Origin of the sequence: Tateyamaria sp. Alg231-49, assembly GCF_900143535.1 — a bacterium.
GTDB lineage: Bacteria > Pseudomonadota > Alphaproteobacteria > Rhodobacterales > Rhodobacteraceae > Tateyamaria.
Genome location: NZ_FRFA01000005.1, coordinates 303,622 through 320,559, shown reverse-complemented (window position 1 = coordinate 320,559; position 16,938 = coordinate 303,622). Strand labels below are relative to the sequence as shown.

The following is a 16,938-nucleotide window of genomic DNA, read 5'->3' as shown; positions in this document are numbered from 1 at the left end:
CTCTCTGTCTGGGCTTCTATTGGTCTCGAGCATTCGATGTCTGCTGGCTTGCTTCCACGGGCCGGATAGGGGGCGAAACGGCTGTGCCGCCATTCAGGCAAAGCGTTGCATCCGCCGCACCGGGCTCAACGCGGTCATCCGACTGTTTCTGTCGGATGTCCGTTCGTCAGCGCAATGCGTTAAAAAAATGGCCACCCATCGGATAGTCGTTTGCGTGTGGGAACTTAGGAAAGGCGGTTCTGGCATTGAGCAACGTCGCGTGGTGCAAAGCTTTCAGGCCGATACCGTGATCCGCACCCAGTTGGTTTTATCACTGTCTCCACCCCACTCAGCTGGTTGTTCTCCACCCGGTTAGTCGCGCGGCCGAATGCGGACAGCATAGCGGTCATTTCTGCGTGTTGTGTGTGAGGTTAAAAGACAGGTCAGGCCTGTGCCGCACCACGCACAATATGCCCAATCTCGCGCAGCGCGTCTGTCATCGGATTGGACTTGCGCCAGACAAGGCCCACGGTGCGTGTCGGCGGAGGGGTGTCAAACCGCGTTATGCAGACCGGAGCAGAGCGGGTTTCGACATCGACGGCCATGTCCGGAATCAGCGTCACGCCGATGCCCGCGCCAACCATTTGAACCAGTGTCGACAGCGAACTGCCATCCAGCCCGTCACGCGGCCGTGCCGGGCTGATGTTGCAAAAGGACAGGGCCTGGTCACGAAAACAGTGGCCTTCCTCTAGCAGCAACAGGCGCATTTCATCCAGAGCATTGGGCGGAACGAGAGGTGCACCAGAGTCCTTTTCGGGACGCACCAGCACCATTTCTTCGGTAAATAGGGACATTTCCGCAAGGGCAGGTTCATCCGTTGGCAGCGCTACAATGGCTGCATCAAGGCGCCCATCAAGCAACTCTGTGATCAGCCGCGGCGTAACGGTTTCACGCACATGAAGGTCTATGGTGGGGTAGGCTTGGGTCACGTTGCTGATAAAGCGCGGTAACAGGTAGGGCGCGATTGTTGGGATTACCCCAAGCCGCAACCGTTCAATCCGCCCGCCTTTTGCGGTTTCAGCCCAATCGTTCATATCGGCAACAGCCCGCAGGATGTCGCCGGCGCGTCTCGCAAACGCTTCTCCTAACGCAGTCAGGCGGACGTGCCGTGGCCCGCGTTCGAACAGGGCAAAGCCAAGGCTTTCTTCAAGGTCCTTGATCTGTACTGAAAGGGCGGGCTGCGAAATTGCGCAGCGTTCAGCGGCACGTCCGAAATGTCCCTCATGGGCAAGTGCTTCGAAATATGTCAGCTGACGGAGGGTGAGATTATTCATAATTAAAAATTATGACAGCAATAAAAAAATGCAACTTAAATCTATGGCGCGATCTTGCTATGCGTCTCTCAGCCACAGGAGGGATAGTCAGCCAAACGCGAATCGCGCTGCGGCCAAATTCCTTTTGTGACCCAGACAAACAAATAGGCAATCGAGCCTAGACCCACCGTGGTTTTGGCTTAACTCGCCACCAGAAACCTTTGATCGGAGACAGACATGGACGGAAACGACGTTGGCAAATGCCCGGTGATGCACGGGGCGACCTTGCACAGCACCTTTGGCGGTCGCACGAACAAGGATTGGTGGCCGGAAACTCTGAGCATTGATGTTCTGCACCAACACGGCGCGCGCGTTGATCCGATGGACCCCGACTTTGACTATCGCGAGGCTGTGAAGGGTCTAGATTACGACGCGGTCAAGGCTGATTTGCACGCGCTGATGACAGACAGCCAGCCTTGGTGGCCGGCGGACTGGGGGCACTATGGTGGCCTGATGATCCGCATGGCGTGGCACGCTGCGGGCACATACCGGATGCAAGACGGTCGCGGCGGCGGGTCCGCAGGCGATCAGCGGTTCGCCCCCCTGAACTCGTGGCCTGACAACGCGAGCCTTGATAAGGCACGTCGCCTGCTGTGGCCGATCAAAAAGAAATACGGCAATGCGCTGTCCTGGGCTGACCTGATGCTGCTGGCTGGTAACATCGCTTATGAATCCATGGGGTTCAAAACCTTCGGCTTTGGCTTTGGTCGCGCGGACACATGGGCGCCCGGCATCGACATCAACTGGGGGGAAGAGGCCGAGTGGCTCGCACCCAGCGAAAACCGTTATGAAGATCTGGAAGACCCGTCCACCATGGCGAACCCGCTGGCCTCTGTGCACATGGGCCTGATCTATGTGAACCCCGAAGGTGTGAACGGCAATCCTGATCCAGCGCGCACAGCGCTGCACGTCCGTGAAACATTCGCGCGGATGGCGATGAACGACGAAGAAACCGCTGCTCTCGCCGCAGGTGGTCACACCGTCGGCAAGGCGCACGGTAACGGCGACGCCGGCGCGATGGGTGCGGAACCCGAAGGCGCAGGTTACGAAACCCAAGGCTTTGGCTGGACCAACCCCAACCAGACCGACAAAGCAAGCTCGCTTGTCACTTCCGGCATCGAGGGTGCCTGGACGACGGAGCCAACCAAGTTCGACATGGGCTATTTCAAGCTGCTGTTCGGTTATGAGTGGCAGTTGACCAAATCCCCAGCAGGCGCAAACCAGTGGGAACCCATCGACATCAAGGAAGAGGATATGCCGGTTGATGCCTCTGATCCGTCGATCCGTCGCATGCCTATGATGACGGACGCGGACATGGCGATGAAGGTCGATCCGATCTACCGTGAAATCTGTGAAAAGTTCATGGCGGACGAAGCTTATTTCCGCGACACGTTTGCGCGCGCTTGGTTCAAGCTGACGCACCGCGATATGGGCTCCAAAGCCAACTACATCGGACCCGATGTGCCCGCCGAGGACCTGATCTGGCAAGACCCGATCCCCGCAGGAAGCACCGATTACGATGTGGCGGCAGTCAAGGCAAAGATCGCCGACGCAGGCGTGTCCCACGCCAACCTTATCGCGACAGCATGGGACAGCGCACGCACCTTCCGCGGATCTGACAAGCGGGGCGGGGCCAATGGCGCGCGCATCCGTCTGGCACCACAACGCGGCTGGGAAGGCAACGAACCGGCTCGTTTGGACGCAGTGTTGGCCGCACTTGAGCCGATTGCAGCAGAAACCGGCGCATCCATCGCTGACGTGATCGTTCTGGCGGGCAACGTTGCGGTTGAAGCGGCGGCAAAGGCCGCTGGGTTCGACATCACCGTGCCCTTCACACCCGGTCGTGGCGATGCCACGGACGAGATGACAGACGGGCCCAGCTTTGACGTGCTTGAGCCCTTCTCTGACGGGTTCCGCAACTGGCACATGGACAAAGTGGCCAAGAGCCCCGAGGACATGCTGGTAGATCGCGCGCAACTGCTTGGTCTGAACGGTCAGGAAATGACAGTTTTGCTGGGCGGGATGCGCGTACTGGGCACCAACCACGGCGGAACCGCGCATGGTGTCTTCACCGACCGCGTGGGCCAGCTGACGAACGACTTTTTCGTCAACCTGACCGACATGGCCTACAGCTGGAAGCCAGCCGAAGGTGGGACGTATGAGATCGTGGATCGCGCGACAGGCGAGACCAAGTTCACGGCCACCCGGGCAGACCTTGTCTTTGGTTCAAACTCGATCCTGCGGGCGTATGCCGAGGTCTATGCGCAAGACGACAACGCGGCCAAGTTCGTGAAGGATTTCGTCGCGGCCTGGACCAAGGTGATGAACGCCGACCGGTTCGACCTTCTGGCCTGATCGGGACCACAAACACACAGACAAACGCGGGCCTGTCACAGGGCCCGCGTTTTGCGTTGGGCAGGCGTCGCTTGCCGCCTTGACTTTCCACCCCATGCCCGGTGTATCTGCGCCGATCAATTGACCACCCCCGAAGGGACCAAACCCATGCATGCATACCGCTCTCACTCCTGCGCCGCGCTGACTTCGGCGGATGTGGGCAATACCGTCCGCCTGTCGGGTTGGGTGCACCGGGTGCGCGACCACGGTGGCGTGCTGTTTATCGACTTGCGCGACCACTACGGGATGACGCAGGTGCTGTGCGACCCAGACAGCCCCGTCTTTGGCGAGGTCGAAAAGCTGCGCAGCGAATGGTGCATCCGTATCGACGGTGAAGTGAAGGCGCGCGATGCGTCTCTTGTGAACCCAAAGATCCCGACTGGCGAGATCGAGGTGTTTGTGCGCGATTTGGAAGTATTGGGGGCCTCGGATGAGTTGCCGCTGATGGTCTTTGGTGAGCAGGAATATCCCGAGGAAACACGGCTGACCTATCGCTATCTCGATCTGCGTCGTGAAAAGATGCAGGCGAACATGAAGCTGCGCAGTGACGTTGTGTCGTCGATCCGCAAGCGCATGTGGGATCAGGAGTTCCGCGAATATCAGACGCCGATCATCACAGCATCTTCACCTGAAGGCGCGCGTGACTTCTTGGTGCCGTCGCGTTTGCATCCGGGCAAATTCTACGCCCTGCCGCAGGCGCCGCAGCAGTTCAAGCAGTTGCTGATGGTCTCGGGCTTTGACAAGTATTTCCAGATCGCGCCTTGTTTCCGCGACGAAGACCCACGCGCAGATCGCTCGCCCACCGATTTTTACCAACTCGACCTCGAGATGTCCTTTGTCACCCAGCAGGACGTGTTCGACACGATCCAACCCGTGCTGGCCGGCGTATTCGAAGAGTTCGGCGGCGGCAAAAAAGTGGATGAGACGTGGGAGCAGATCAGCTACCGCGATGCGGCCCTGTGGTATGGATCGGACAAACCCGACCTGCGTAACCCGATTAAAATGCAGGTGGTGAGCGAGCATTTTGCTGGCTCCGGTTTTGCAATCTTTGCCAAGCTTCTTGAGCAAGAAGGCACAGAAATCCGCGCTATCCCCGCGCCCAAAGGCGGGTCGCGCAAGTTCTGTGACCGCATGAATGCCTACGCCCAGAAAGAAGGGCTGCCGGGGATGGGTTACATCTTCTGGCGCGAAAAGACAGCTGACTCTGTCGCGCAAGAACTGGGCATTCCGGTCAAAGAAGCGCAGGCCAAGCTGAAGTCCGGCGAGGTCGAAGGCGGCATGGAAGCCGCGGGTCCGCTTGCCAAGAACATCGGGCCAGAGCGCACCGAAGCCATTCGCCAGCAACTGGGCCTGAGTGTGGGTGATGCAGCGTTCTTCCTTGGTGGCAAACCTAAGGCGTTCGAGGCTATTGCGGGCCGCGCGCGTAATGTCATTGGGGACGAGTTGGGGCTGACGGACCAAGACCGCTATGCCTTTGCGTGGATTGTCGATTTCCCGATCTATGAGCGCGATGAAGAAAGCGGCAAGGTCGACTTTGAACACAACCCGTTTTCCATGCCGCAGGGCGGTATGGAAGCGTTGCAAGGCGACCCACTGAATGTTCTCGGGTACCAGTACGATCTGGCCTGCAACGGCTATGAACTGGTGTCCGGCGCGATCCGGAACCACCGCCCCGAGATCATGTTCAAAGCGTTTGAAATTGCAGGCTATGATGAGGCCGAGGTGCGCAAGCGGTTCGGTGGGATGGTCAACGCGTTCCAGTATGGCGCGCCGCCCCACGGGGGCTGTGCGGCGGGTATCGACCGGATCGTGATGCTGCTGGCGGGTGAACAGAACATCCGCGAGGTCATCCTGTTCCCGATGAACCAACGGGCCGAAGACCTGATGATGAATGCGCCAAGCGAACCGACAAGCGATCAGCTGATGGAACTGGGCTTGCGCGTCATTCCGCAGGAGTAGTCGAACCTTCGCTCGCGCGATGTCGTGCGGGCAGGTGAGCCGCGCAAGGTTAGGGGGCCCCGCAAGTTGATTGGCAGGGCCGACAACCTGTACCTCTTGACGGGCATCAATTGGGCAGCTTTTGAGCAATTGGCGTTTCCCGACGTCGAGCTTGGTCCGGATTTAGGCCGTTGTCGTAGTTGCTTGAATGAATTTACTTGGTGTTGTGCTCGACTGCGCCTAACTACACGGTATGTTTGTACTTTATCGCCCACACCATGATCCTGTTCCTGATTGGACACCGCCGCCTGCGCCAAATGACACGCTGATACTGGACGGTACATATTGCCGGCTAGAACCGCTGGTCGCGGAAAAGCACGCAGCCTTGCTTTATCGCGCCTACGTGGGGCAGGATCACGTCTGGGCATATCTGCCCTACGGTCCATTTTCATCCTCTTCTCAATACCATCGCTGGATGCGCGAGACGGAAACTGACGACACGGTTGAATTCTATGCGATCAAGAACAAGGCAAGCGGCGATTATGAGGGGGTTGCCAGTTATCTGCGCATTGCACCCGGCGCAGGCAGTATCGAGGTAGGGCACATCAATTTCAGCCCTGCTTTGCAGCAAACCCGGGCCGCAACCGAGGCTCTTTACCAGATGATGGCATGGGCCTTTGATGCCGGATACCGGCGGTTCGAGTGGAAATGTGATGCACTGAACCAAGGGTCGCGCCGCGCCGCACAGCGCCTTGGCCTGAGTTACGAGGGGGTTTTCCGGCAGGCGGCCGTGGTCAAGGGGCGCAACCGGGATACGGCCTGGTTTGCCGCCATCGATCGTGAATGGCCCAGTTTGAAAGAGGCGTTTCGCGTTTGGCTGGACCCTTCCAACTTTGACAGTGATGGGACGCAAAAAGAACGTCTTTCAGATCTGACCCAACTTGTCCGTGCGGCTGAAGACCCGTCTTTGATCGGCTAGAGGCGCCTCAGATCGCGATCTTGCTGGCCAACCTGCGTTGGACAAGCCCAGCGACAGTTGCCGCTTCGGACGCAGCAGAACCCCCGCGTGCCCGCCTGGCGGCCAGCAATTCAGTGGCCAGTGCCAATTCGCTATCATCCGCACTGCGCGCCACTCCGCCAAGGAACTGGGCGACATAGTCCAGTGTTCGCGTGTCGCCGGCCTCCTCCATCACGTCTGCGACATGGGCCATGTCATCACGGAATGCGATTGGGTCGGGCTGTATGATTTCTTCGGGCACGGCACGGGGGCCAGTAGGATGCCGGTCCCTGGGCAGATTCGACAGAATTTGGTCCTGAAATGTTGCCAGAGAAATGACGGGCTTGCTGAGGTACCCATCGGCACCCGCTTTTGTTACGAGGGCCTCGTTGTCGTCGTCGCCAGAGGTGCCAAGGATGACATCCGGGCGCCGATTGGACGTGGACAGTTCGCGGATCAGATCGGCACCATTTCCATCGGGTAGGCCCACATCAATGACTGCAACCGAGGGGCGGTAGACCTGCAAATGGCGTCGCGCGGCGCGCAGCGTATCGGCCCGCCTGATCCGCGCCCCGCTACGCAGACAAAGCAGGCGTAGGGCCTCACAGGCATATCGGCTGTCTTCAATCACAAGTACGGTCAGGCCCAGCAGCGGGCGCATTGCGGTGGGGGCCGGGTAGTTTGGCGCAAACGGGTCAGTGTTATCCATTTTTTGATCTCCAGGCAGCTATCGCGACTCATCGTTACGTACCGTTGCCTAACTGCAAGTTAACGCCGCGCTTGCGTGCGCCCACAAGCTTGGCGATAAGGGCACAAATTCAACACCACTTCAGGAGCTATGTATGATTGGACGCCTCAATCACGTTGCAATCGCCGTGCCCGACCTCGAGGTCGCCGCAGCCCAGTATCGCGATGCCCTGGGTGCGAATGTCGGCGCGCCACAGGACGAGCCTGATCACGGGGTGACGGTGGTGTTTATCGAACTGCCCAACACCAAGATCGAACTGCTGTATCCCTTGGGTGAAAACAGCCCGATCACCGCCTTTCTGGAAAAGAACCCATCGGGGGGCATGCATCACGTCTGCTACGAGGTCGATGACATTATTGCTGCGCGTGATCACCTGAAATCAACCGGTGCACGGGTGCTGGGCACTGGCGAACCCAAGATTGGGGCCCATGGCAAACCCGTCTTGTTCCTGCATCCCAAAGACTTCAATGGCTGTCTGGTCGAATTGGAGCAGGTCTGATGGGAATCACCTCGGCCCTCGTCCTTTATGCGGTGATCTGGTGGATGTGTTTCCTGATCGCGCTGCCGATCAAGGTGCAAACCCAAGGAGATTTGGGCAAGATCGAGCCGGGCACCCACGCAGGCGCGCCCGAGCATCATCACACAAAGCGCAAGGCGTGGATCGTCACAGGGGTTGCGTTCGTCCTGTGGGTCATCATCGCCGGTATCATCTTGTCGGGTTGGATTTCCCTTAGCGATATGAGCTGGTTTGATCGGGCGCTTGAGCCTCTGTAAGGCGGTGATACAGGTGCGTGAACGTCGCTGCCCCGATGATCGGGATCAGTAGGTTTATCAATGGGATAGACAGCGGGATCGCCATCAGTGTGCCCGCCATCCACACGGTGCCGGAATGCGCGCGCCTCAGTTCTTTGGCCCGCACGCGTCCGACGCGACGCATAGCGGCGAGCGTGAAATACTCCCGTCCCAGCAAAAACCCGTTCAGCCCCCAAAAGATAAAAACTGCCGTGGGCGGGAACATCGCATAGAGGATCAGCGCTAGGATGTTGGCTCCGATCAGCACCCCCAGAAAGTTGACGGTATCAACCAGCGCATCGCCAAAAGGCACAGGCGTTGCGGGGGGCAGGTGGGGGTAATTGCGCTCTTCGACTGCTGCGGCCACTTCGTCCAGAAACATGGAGGTGATCGCGGAGGCCACAGGCATCATCAGGAAGATCGACAGCCCAAAAAACAAAAAGAATGACCCCCAGCTGACGACATCATCCAACCAGGTGATTTCCCCAAACCAAGGGACCGAAACACTGTCCGCTGTCAGCCAGCCGATCAGCCAGACAAGTCCCGATGTGGCCCCGATCAAAAGTGCGATTGTTAGGGCGAGACCAAGAAAGAGCACCCGGCGAAACCGGGGATCGCCCATCTGACCGAGCGCTGCAAAGAAAGACGACAGGATCATGTGTCTACCCATGTTGTGATCTTGGACATATCGGGGCGCGGGCGGTCAGGCGGTGTGCTGGTTTCGGTGCCGATGTGGATCAATCCGGCGATGCGCTCATGCGCCTCAAGCCCCAGTTCTGACTGCATAAACCCGCGATCGTGGCTGGGCCATCCGCTCAACCAGTTGGCCCCCCAACCTGCCGCGAGTGCAGCGTTCAGCAAGGCCAGACATACCGCTCCGACAGAGTAGGTTTGTTCCAACGCCGGGGTTTTCTCAGACGGTTTTTGCATCTCGATCACCGCCACCGCGAGGTGGCCCTGATCGAACTGGTTACGTCCTTTGGTGATCTGTTCGGCGTCCAAGCCAAGAGCCTCACCACGTGCTTGAACAGCGGTGGCCAGACGGGGCATCGCACCCTTGCCCAGCACGATGAAACGCCACGGCTCCAGCTTGCCATGATCGGGCGTGCGCGCGGCGGCCGTCAGCAAGGTTTCCAATGTCGCGCGATCCGGCACTGGTTCGGCAAGCGTTTTGGCCGGGCGGGACCGTCGTGTCAGAAGAAAGTCGAGGGCGGCAGGGTTTGGGGTGGGCATATGTTACGCCTTTTTACATGTTGAGGGTCATGTCGTGGCGAAGGGCTGCGACGTCAAGGGGTTAGAGGCCTAATTCTGTGGCCATACGGTCGATTTCGCCAAACTGGAACGCCTCAAGCCGCGCACTTGGTTGGCGCGAGGAGAATGCGCGGGCGAGGGGGTCGGGCGCGGTGATGGCGCTGCCCGACAGAGCCTCGATCGTAGCATGTCCGCAGAAGGGGACGTAAATTTCCGAATAGCCGCCCTCATGAGCCAGCACCAGTTTTCCGTCGCAGAGGCGTTCCGCCAAGGCTTTGACCTTCAATGTCATTTCGCGAAATGTCTCGGCCATACACAGCATGCTGGCCAGTGGGTCCGGGGCGGCAGCGTCAAACCCGCAGGCGACGATGATCAGGTCAGGGTTGAACTGTTCAATGGCCGGTATCGCAACCCGGTCGATGGCGTGCAAATAGCCGCTGTGCCCGGTGCCGGCGGGCAGGGGCAGGTTGAAGTTGTGATCCTCTCCCAGACCCACGCCGCGATCACTGATGTGACCGGTATCTAAAGGATAATTCCCTTCCTGATGAAACGATATCGAAAGGACGTCGTCTCGGTCATAGAAGATGCTTTCGGTGCCGTTGCCGTGATGCACATCCCAGTCTAGCACGGCCACTCTTAGGCCGGGCTGCGCGGATTTAGCCGCTTCGATCGCGATGGCAATGTTGGCCAGCAGGCAAAAGCCCATGGGGCCGTCTGCGCGGCAGTGATGGCCCGGAGGACGGCTGAGGGCGTAGGCATTTGCGTGGGTGCCTGCCAACACATCTGACACGGCGGTGGTCACGAGCCCGGCGGAGAGAGCGGCGAGGTCATAGCCGCCTTTGGCGAAAGGGGCATGATGGCCAATTTCGCCGCCATTTTCATCCGACAACGCTTTGAATGTATTTATGTATTCCGGATCATGAACCGCCAATATCTGAGTCTCTGTAACGGGCGACGCGGAGGCGACAGACAGATCGTGGATCAGCCCCGTGGCGTCCATCAGGTTCTTGAGGCGGCGCTTGGTTTCAGGGCTTTCGGGCAGGCCCCCGGCGGCGAGTGGTTGCACCAGCCCGCCCAGTGGGACTGTGAAGGCATAGTTCCCACCCGCATGCCACATGCTGCGTTCGTCCCAGTAAAACCCTGTGCTCATATCGTCCCCTTTTCTTGCCCGCGCAAAGTGGCCGAAATCGCACCCCGGCGCAACGCGCGCTGCTGGAAATCCCTGAAGCCGAGCGAATTAAGGTTAACGCGCACAAAAACAGGAAAATTGCGATGCACTGAGCGTGCACACCTCGTGCACCGCTTTGTGCACGCATACCGGTTTCACAGTGCGCGCGCCGACAGCGGTTGCCAATGCCCTAACGTGCTTCTGCCAGCAAAGCGTCAACGTCAAGTGGTGCGTTGACCATGGTAAGATCACCATTGGCATCCACGGGCCAATCGGCGCGGTCGCGGTCCCGATAAAGCTCGACTCCGTTGCCATCCGGGTCGCGGAAATAGACGGCCTCGGACACACCATGGTCTGCGGCTCCATCCAGCGGGGTTCCGTGATCTATCACGCGTTGCAATGCCGCCCCAAGCGAGGCGCGGTCGGGATAGAGAAACGCGGAGTGATAGAGGCCTGCGGCGCGTTCCGGCGCTGGCCCGGCCCCGAGAGAATGCCATGTATTCAGACCGATATGGTGGTGATATCCGCCCGCCCCGAGAAACGCTGCCCGATCTCCATAGCGCTGAGTGAGCGTAAAACCGAGTACGTCGCCATAGAAGTGGATGGCACGGTCAAGATCGCTGACCTTGAGATGGATGTGGCCGACGCGCGTGTCAGCCGGTGCTTTTCCAGACATGAGCGTTCCTTTCCTTTAGAACGAGTAACAAAGAGATAGGGTGGGCAGGACCGGTCGAACAAGCCGCAGCCTTGCGCAGCATTGGTGCGCAGTTGCAGAGATGCGGTTTGTTTTGGGCCTGTCGGACAGAGGATATCGGGAGCAAACATGCCAAAGATCAAAACGGATCAGTGGAGGCTGCACGCAGGCGGCCCGCATCCCATTTCCGGTCAGGACGATGGGCCGAGTGCCGACATCGCGCTGGGCGATGTCATCGGGCTTACGCAATTTGGCGCTCGGTTAGAAAAACTGCCGCCCGGGTCACGTTCATCCCATCGCCATTGGCACGAGCGGGAGGATGAGTTGATATGTGTACTATCGGGCACATTGGTGTTGATGGAGGAGGGCGAGACGCCGCTGGGTGCAGGTGACGTTGCTGGATGGAAGGCTGGAGTGCCCGTCGGCCATTGCCTTGAGAACCGATCCGATCAGGAGGCCATTTTTCTGGTGGTGGGGACACGCGTTGCGGCGGATACCGTTCACTACCCCGACCACGATGTTGTTCTGCGATATGATCCGGACGGGCGGCGCTATTTCCGTGGGGACGGGACGCAGGTTTTGCCAGAGGCGTGATGGATTGCGCGTAGGTGCGCTGATGTGTGTGAAACCCGCTTTGCGCTTGATCGTATGCGCGTTAGACTGCCTCAAACAATGAGGTGAGCAGACCCATGATCCTAACCCGCAGAACGGCCCTTTTGACTTTGGGCGCCTTTGGCCTTGCCGCGTGTAGCACGGGGGGCGGATCCGGGGCTCCTGCCAATTCCACCGGGGGCGCGCTCCCTGCTGATTTACGGCCCACGCCAAATGCGGCCTATGATGCGTGGGTGCGTAGTTTTCGTGGGCGCGCCGGAGCGCAGGGGTTGTCCGATTCTACACTGGCGGCAGGGTTTCGCGGTACGGGGTATTTGCCCGGCGTCGTCAAACGGGACCGAAACCAGGTCGAATTTTCGCGCACGCTTGAAGACTACTTGTCCATCGCGGCCTCGGACGAACGGGTGAGCAAGGGGCGCGCGGCCTATTCCCGGCATCGCGACACCTTGGCGGCAGTCGAGCAACGCTATGGCGTTGCGCCCGAAATCGTGACGGCGATTTGGGGTTTGGAGAGCTTTTTTGGCGAGCGGCGGGGTAATGTTCCGGTCGTGTCGGCGACCTCTACACTTGCTTTTGACGGGCGGCGCGGCGCGTTTTTTGAAAAGCAACTGGTGGCGGCGCTGAAGATCCTGCAATCGGGCGACGTGGCCGCGTCTGACCTCAAGGGGTCATGGGCCGGGGCGATGGGGCACACGCAGTTTATCCCGACCTCTTATCAGGCTTTTGCTGTGGATTTCACAGGCGATGGTCGGCGCGATATCTGGTCGGACGACCCATCGGATTCGCTGGCCTCGACCGCTGCGTATCTGTCGCGCAACGGGTGGACGCGCGGTTTGAAGTGGGGAACTGAAGGGCCAGGGCCGGGCCGGTCTCTAACGCCGCAGCCGGGCGGGCCGACGTTCAGCGTGACGTCGAATTTCAACGTTATCAAGCGGTACAATAACTCGGATTCATACGCCATCGGTGTTGGCCATCTGGCGGACCGGATTGCGGGTGGCGGGCCGATCCGGGCGTCTTTCCCGCCGGATAAATATGGGCTGGTCAAGGATCAGCGGATTTCCTTGCAAGAGAGGCTGACGGCCCGCGGGTTTGACACCGGTGGGGCGGATGGGGTGATCGGGCCGAAAAGCCGGACGGCGATTTCGGCCTATCAGACCAGCATTGGGGTTGAGGCGACGGGAGACCCGTCTGAGGCGCTCTTGCAAAGTCTTGGGGGGTGAGTGTCCCACGCTGGGACATCTTGCGCGTGTAGGAGTTTCAATGGGTTACAGAGGCGGTTTAACCATCTGTTAAGATGGACCATCGGTGTTGGCCGGATTTTTGTGGCGATGCGGGCCATCCGGGGAGACCTGTATTCCCGTTTCGGAAAATCGGGCGCGCCGTGCCTTTAAGTGTCCTAGGCCGCTTTTGACTGACCAAACCCGGACCGGAAGGACAACACCGCCCCGAACGCGAACAGAGCGTAGCCAAAAAGCTCCAGACCTTCTTGCACCATGGCCTTGACCGCGGGATCGTAGGATGCCCCCATAATCGGCCGCCATAATTCGCCCGAGCCGAACACCCGGCTAAAGATGATCAGCACAACGAAGCCGACCATCCCAAATGCGGCCTCGCGGCTTGCGGCGTGGCGCCTGAACGGGTCTTTCAGAGTGTCCCGGTTGCGATAGGCGAAAAGAGCGCCAATCGCGAGAAGTATCGTGTTCGGGACAACCCAGAAGCCGTGCCGGATCAAGTCGAAATAGACGTCGTTTTCGCGGATGAACATCCATGTGCACAGGACTGCCACGCTCATCAGATATCCGACGGCATCAGGAAACCTGCGCGCGCCGATAAAGAACAGAACAGCTGTCAAAAGGATCAGCCCGGCCTGCGCCAGTTCGGTCACAGACGTTTCGGAGACCTGCCCAGAAAGGGCTTTGACATCGATCAACACGATGACGGGGACAATGATCGCCATAAGCACGAGAATGCCGAACTCTGTGACGATGCGGCGCACGGTTGGCAGGCCATCTGGGGATTGTGAAGCCGCTTTGGACGGGTTCTGTACGTCTTTTTCCAACGGTTGATCTTGTCCCATCACGTGTTTCCCGGAGGTTTGATAGGCAAAATTATTAACCTATTCAGCGGCGTTATCAAATAACCTTTACGCCTTAGGTGTTTACGTGGCGAGCGGAGGTTATCTTGATCTTGCAGGTGTGTGGTTTTGTTGAAACGTCGACAAGGCCGGTTTGGTCGTCGCCTGCAAAAGGGTGCGGAAGGCGCCCTTGCGTGTGGCCCTATCGCGCACGCCAGAGTAAACGAAAAACGCCCGCCCGGAAGGGCAGGCGGTAAAAACGTCGATATGTTTCTGGATGGGTTCAGGCCGCGCGGCGTCGTCGCTGAAGGGCCAGCGCGCCGAGGCCCGCCACAAGCAAAAGACCACCGCCAGGCAGCGGCACCGGGGCCACTTTGGTAATCACACGGATGTTGTCGATGTGAGTGCTGTTGGTCGTCAGGTCGAAGGAAATCTCTGTCGCGCTGATCAGTGTGAAGGTGTCGCCTGTGTTGCCACTGGGTGTCCCTTCGGCGCGACGGCCCACATGGGTTTCGTAGGTTGTCGTCGCGACACCGAAGACGTCGTTGCTGACGTTCAGCAGGCCTCTTGGCGACTCTGGGTCCGTGTTGCCGGTGCCGTTAGACAGAATGATTGCAACGATATCGCCTGCAAAGGTGAAGGACCCTGTTGTCGAGCCAGCCCCGATTGGGTCAAAGTGGATAAGAAAGCTGTCATAAGTGCCGGCGCCCAAGCCAAAGCCGGATTCAAAGTCTGTCACGCCATTGTTGATCACGCCAATGGTCAGATTTGTGGCGAGGTAGTCCACAATAACGTCGGCGTCTTCCACTGTAACGCCTGTCTGTTCGGCAAACAGCCGTGCCTGTGGCCCTTGTGTCACGCCGAGTTCTAGGCTCGTGGGAAGAACTTCTGCCGGGGAAACTGTTGACGCTTGCGACATAGCGGACATGGCCGCCACTGCCGCAATGGCCGTCATCAAGGTTTTGATCGTTGAACGCATTTTTTGCACGGCTTGCTACTATTTACACTTTACTAAATGTGGCGATAACGCGTTTTTTTGAAGGCGACAACGGCGCTCAACCCACGCGAGCAAGTTTTTTTCCCGAGGGGCGATCTGGGTGCTTTTTGTGCTTCTTTTTTGGGCAAGAGACGGCTGCGGCGCAATCAGGCCCCGACCATCCCCACAATCTCATACGTTTTTTTCAGGATCGGCGCTGTGATCTTACGGGCCTGTTCTGCGCCGCGTGCAAGGATGCGGTCGATTTCGGGGATATCATCCATGAGCCGGGCCATTTCGCCAGAGATTGGCGCGAGTTTTGACACCGCGAGGTCGGCCAGCGCCGGTTTGAACGTTCCGAACTGGGCGCCGCCATATTCTGCCAGTACCTGTTCCACGGTCATATCACCTAGTGCTGCGTAGATGTTGACGAGGTTGCGCGCTTCGGGGCGGTTTTCTAGCCCCTTGGCTTCACTTGGCAGGGCGTCGGGGTCGGTTTTTGCCTTGCGGATCTTTTTCGCAATCGTGTCTGCATCGTCGGTCATGTTGATCCGGGACGCATCGGAAGGGTCAGATTTGGACATCTTTTTGGACCCGTCCCGCAAGGACATAACGCGCGTCGCCACCCCTTCGATCACCGGTTCGGTGATGGGAAAGAAATCGACGCCGTAGTCGTGATTGAACTTGGCCGCGATGTCGCGTGTCAGTTCAAGGTGCTGTTTCTGGTCCTCGCCGACGGGCACGTGGGTGGCATGATATATCAGGATGTCAGCGGCCATCAGGGCCGGGTAGGCAAACAGGCCAAGCGAGGCGTTTTGGGCGTTCTTGCCTGCCTTGTCCTTGAACTGTGTCATCCGTTGCATCCAGCCCATGCGCGCCACGCAGTTGAACACCCAACCCAGTTGGGCGTGTTCTGGTACAGCGGATTGGTTGATCAGTATTGATTTTTCGCAATCGATCCCGGCGGCGATGTAACCGGCGGCCAGTTCACGCGTTTTGGCCCGTAGATCGGCCGGGTCCTGCCATGTGGTGATCGCGTGCAGGTCGACCATGCAATAGATCGTTTCGAACCCGCCCTGATCCTGCATTTCTACATAGCGTTTGAGTGCCCCAAGGTAGTTGCCCAAGGTCAGTCCGCCCGAAGGTTGCATCCCCGAAAAGACGCGGGGTGTGAACGTGGTATTTGTCATGAGAACCTCTGGGCAAATCAGCGTTGCTGGCTTACCCATGGGGTGTTCCTTCGTCAAGCAGGCCCCGGATGTCAGATTATAAAGAACCCAGCCCCGTTAACCCGTTGCCCCCCGCTGTGTGGCTGCTGTTTCTGGCTCTTGCCTTGCCGGAACTGGCCTTTAGTCTGGCCGAGGCGGGGCTGATCGGTGGTGCAGGCGCCGTGGGCTGGCGTCTCAATGCGTTGAACGACTATGCGTTTTCCGGGGTTGCCTTTGATTTCATGGTTGAGAACGGGCGCTTGTTGCCTGAACACATGCTTCGCTTTGTGACGTATCCGTTTGTTTTTGGCAGCTTTACCTCGTTCCTGTTTGCGGGCGTGATCCTGTTGGCCATGGGCAAGATGGTGGGCGAGGTGCTGGGCGGCTGGGCTGTGGCGCTGGTGTTTTTCCTATGCGGTATCTTTGGGGCGCTGATGTTTGGTTTGATCACCAATGAATCCTGGTTGGTGGGTGCGTACCCGAGTGTGTACGGGCTGATTGGCACGTACACCTTCCTTTACTGGCAGCGGCAGGTGGTCAGTGGTGGCCCACAGGGGCAGGCGTTTATGCTGATTGGGGTTCTGATGGGGATCCAGTTGGTTTTTGGCGCATTCTTTCAGGTTGGGTATGATTGGGTTGGCGAGTTGGCGGGTTTTGTTGCTGGTTTTGCCATCACGGCCATTGTTGTGCCTGGTGGTATGACGCGGGTGCGGGCAGCTCTGCGGCGCCGTTGA

Annotated in this window: 17 protein-coding genes; 8 read left to right on the top strand and 9 right to left on the bottom strand. The window is 58.8% G+C overall.

Features of this window, described 5'->3' with window-relative positions:
• Positions 1-422 precede the first annotated feature (422 nt).
• Complete coding sequence (locus DHN60_RS10550) at positions 423-1,313, bottom strand: hydrogen peroxide-inducible genes activator (protein ID WP_108837247.1); 891 nt, start codon at positions 1,311-1,313, stop codon at positions 423-425.
• Between the two features lie 216 nt (positions 1,314-1,529).
• On the opposite strand from DHN60_RS10550, the gene katG reads away from it, so the two are divergent.
• From katG to DHN60_RS10535, 3 genes are all read left to right on the top strand, one after another.
• Entirely contained in the window at positions 1,530-3,707 is a 2,178-nt protein-coding gene (gene katG / locus DHN60_RS10545; RefSeq protein ID WP_108837246.1) for a catalase/peroxidase HPI, read from the top strand.
• A gap of 147 nt (positions 3,708-3,854) precedes the next feature.
• Positions 3,855-5,705: an aspartate--tRNA ligase gene (aspS, locus tag DHN60_RS10540; protein ID WP_108837245.1), complete on the top strand. Its 1,851-nt coding sequence runs from the start codon at positions 3,855-3,857 to the stop codon at positions 5,703-5,705.
• A 232-nt stretch (positions 5,706-5,937) separates the two neighbouring features.
• Positions 5,938-6,663, top strand: coding sequence for a GNAT family N-acetyltransferase (locus DHN60_RS10535; protein ID WP_108837244.1), 726 nt, complete (start codon positions 5,938-5,940; stop codon positions 6,661-6,663).
• A 7-nt stretch (positions 6,664-6,670) separates the two neighbouring features.
• Here the strand turns inward: DHN60_RS10535 and DHN60_RS10530 are convergent, their stop codons facing one another.
• Positions 6,671-7,390: a response regulator gene (locus DHN60_RS10530; protein ID WP_108837243.1), complete on the bottom strand. Its 720-nt coding sequence runs from the start codon at positions 7,388-7,390 to the stop codon at positions 6,671-6,673.
• A 133-nt stretch (positions 7,391-7,523) separates the two neighbouring features.
• Between DHN60_RS10530 and mce the strand changes: the two genes are divergently transcribed.
• A complete protein-coding gene (gene mce / locus DHN60_RS10525; protein WP_108837242.1) occupies positions 7,524-7,928 on the top strand; it encodes a methylmalonyl-CoA epimerase in 405 nt (134 codons plus the stop codon).
• Complete coding sequence (locus DHN60_RS10520; protein WP_108837241.1) at positions 7,928-8,203, top strand: DUF1467 family protein; 276 nt, start codon at positions 7,928-7,930, stop codon at positions 8,201-8,203. The genes mce and DHN60_RS10520 overlap by 1 nt, the downstream gene beginning before the upstream one ends.
• Here DHN60_RS10520 and DHN60_RS10515 read toward each other — a convergent pair.
• From DHN60_RS10515 to DHN60_RS10500, 4 genes are all read right to left on the bottom strand, one after another.
• Entirely contained in the window at positions 8,160-8,879 is a 720-nt protein-coding gene (locus tag DHN60_RS10515) for an EI24 domain-containing protein (protein ID WP_108837240.1), read from the bottom strand. The two genes, DHN60_RS10520 and DHN60_RS10515, sit on opposite strands and share 44 nt — an antisense overlap.
• The gene (locus DHN60_RS10510; RefSeq protein ID WP_108837239.1) at positions 8,876-9,454 is read right to left on the bottom strand and encodes a nitroreductase; all 579 of its coding nucleotides are present in this window, start codon (positions 9,452-9,454) and stop codon (positions 8,876-8,878) included. The genes DHN60_RS10515 and DHN60_RS10510 overlap by 4 nt, the downstream gene beginning before the upstream one ends.
• A gap of 61 nt (positions 9,455-9,515) precedes the next feature.
• Positions 9,516-10,622: a class II histone deacetylase gene (locus DHN60_RS10505; protein ID WP_108837238.1), complete on the bottom strand. Its 1,107-nt coding sequence runs from the start codon at positions 10,620-10,622 to the stop codon at positions 9,516-9,518.
• A 208-nt stretch (positions 10,623-10,830) separates the two neighbouring features.
• A complete protein-coding gene (locus tag DHN60_RS10500; protein WP_108837237.1) occupies positions 10,831-11,316 on the bottom strand; it encodes a VOC family protein in 486 nt (161 codons plus the stop codon).
• 147 nt (positions 11,317-11,463) lie between these two features.
• Between DHN60_RS10500 and DHN60_RS10495 the strand changes: the two genes are divergently transcribed.
• Entirely contained in the window at positions 11,464-11,928 is a 465-nt protein-coding gene (locus tag DHN60_RS10495; protein ID WP_108837236.1) for a cupin domain-containing protein, read from the top strand.
• 95 nt (positions 11,929-12,023) lie between these two features.
• Positions 12,024-13,166: a lytic murein transglycosylase gene (locus DHN60_RS10490; protein ID WP_108837235.1), complete on the top strand. Its 1,143-nt coding sequence runs from the start codon at positions 12,024-12,026 to the stop codon at positions 13,164-13,166.
• 176 nt (positions 13,167-13,342) lie between these two features.
• Here DHN60_RS10490 and DHN60_RS10485 read toward each other — a convergent pair whose 3' ends face one another.
• From DHN60_RS10485 to trpS, 3 genes are all read right to left on the bottom strand, one after another.
• Positions 13,343-14,023, bottom strand: a complete 681-nt coding sequence (locus DHN60_RS10485) for a hypothetical protein (RefSeq protein ID WP_108837234.1) — start codon at positions 14,021-14,023, stop codon at positions 13,343-13,345.
• A gap of 280 nt (positions 14,024-14,303) precedes the next feature.
• Positions 14,304-14,999 carry a hypothetical protein gene (locus DHN60_RS10480; RefSeq protein ID WP_108837233.1) on the bottom strand — a complete coding sequence of 232 codons (696 nt, stop codon included), beginning with the start codon at positions 14,997-14,999 and terminating at the stop codon, positions 14,304-14,306.
• Positions 15,000-15,163: 164 nt separating this feature from the next.
• Positions 15,164-16,186 (bottom strand): tryptophan--tRNA ligase, encoded by a 1,023-nt coding sequence (trpS, locus tag DHN60_RS10475; protein WP_108837299.1) that lies wholly within the window; start codon positions 16,184-16,186, stop codon positions 15,164-15,166.
• Between the two features lie 68 nt (positions 16,187-16,254).
• Between trpS and DHN60_RS10470 the strand changes: the two genes are divergently transcribed.
• Positions 16,255-16,938, top strand: a complete 684-nt coding sequence (locus DHN60_RS10470) for a rhomboid family intramembrane serine protease (protein WP_108837232.1) — start codon at positions 16,255-16,257, stop codon at positions 16,936-16,938.

Bases quoted from the DNA above. Each gene is read 5' to 3' on its own strand.
- DHN60_RS10550 (WP_108837247.1), bottom strand. From the start codon at position 1,313: ATGAATAATCTCACCCTCCGTCAGCTGACATATTTCGAAGCACTTGCC.
- katG (WP_108837246.1), top strand. From the start codon at position 1,530: ATGGACGGAAACGACGTTGGCAAATGCCCGGTGATGCACGGGGCGACC.
- aspS (WP_108837245.1), top strand. From the start codon at position 3,855: ATGCATGCATACCGCTCTCACTCCTGCGCCGCGCTGACTTCGGCGGAT.
- DHN60_RS10535 (WP_108837244.1), top strand. From the start codon at position 5,938: ATGTTTGTACTTTATCGCCCACACCATGATCCTGTTCCTGATTGGACA.
- DHN60_RS10530 (WP_108837243.1), bottom strand. From the start codon at position 7,390: ATGGATAACACTGACCCGTTTGCGCCAAACTACCCGGCCCCCACCGCA.
- mce (WP_108837242.1), top strand. From the start codon at position 7,524: ATGATTGGACGCCTCAATCACGTTGCAATCGCCGTGCCCGACCTCGAG.
- DHN60_RS10520 (WP_108837241.1), top strand. From the start codon at position 7,928: ATGGGAATCACCTCGGCCCTCGTCCTTTATGCGGTGATCTGGTGGATG.
- DHN60_RS10515 (WP_108837240.1), bottom strand. From the start codon at position 8,879: ATGATCCTGTCGTCTTTCTTTGCAGCGCTCGGTCAGATGGGCGATCCC.
- DHN60_RS10510 (WP_108837239.1), bottom strand. From the start codon at position 9,454: ATGCCCACCCCAAACCCTGCCGCCCTCGACTTTCTTCTGACACGACGG.
- DHN60_RS10505 (WP_108837238.1), bottom strand. From the start codon at position 10,622: ATGAGCACAGGGTTTTACTGGGACGAACGCAGCATGTGGCATGCGGGT.
- DHN60_RS10500 (WP_108837237.1), bottom strand. From the start codon at position 11,316: ATGTCTGGAAAAGCACCGGCTGACACGCGCGTCGGCCACATCCATCTC.
- DHN60_RS10495 (WP_108837236.1), top strand. From the start codon at position 11,464: ATGCCAAAGATCAAAACGGATCAGTGGAGGCTGCACGCAGGCGGCCCG.
- DHN60_RS10490 (WP_108837235.1), top strand. From the start codon at position 12,024: ATGATCCTAACCCGCAGAACGGCCCTTTTGACTTTGGGCGCCTTTGGC.
- DHN60_RS10485 (WP_108837234.1), bottom strand. From the start codon at position 14,023: ATGGGACAAGATCAACCGTTGGAAAAAGACGTACAGAACCCGTCCAAA.
- DHN60_RS10480 (WP_108837233.1), bottom strand. From the start codon at position 14,999: ATGCGTTCAACGATCAAAACCTTGATGACGGCCATTGCGGCAGTGGCG.
- trpS (WP_108837299.1), bottom strand. From the start codon at position 16,186: ATGACAAATACCACGTTCACACCCCGCGTCTTTTCGGGGATGCAACCT.
- DHN60_RS10470 (WP_108837232.1), top strand. From the start codon at position 16,255: ATGTCAGATTATAAAGAACCCAGCCCCGTTAACCCGTTGCCCCCCGCT.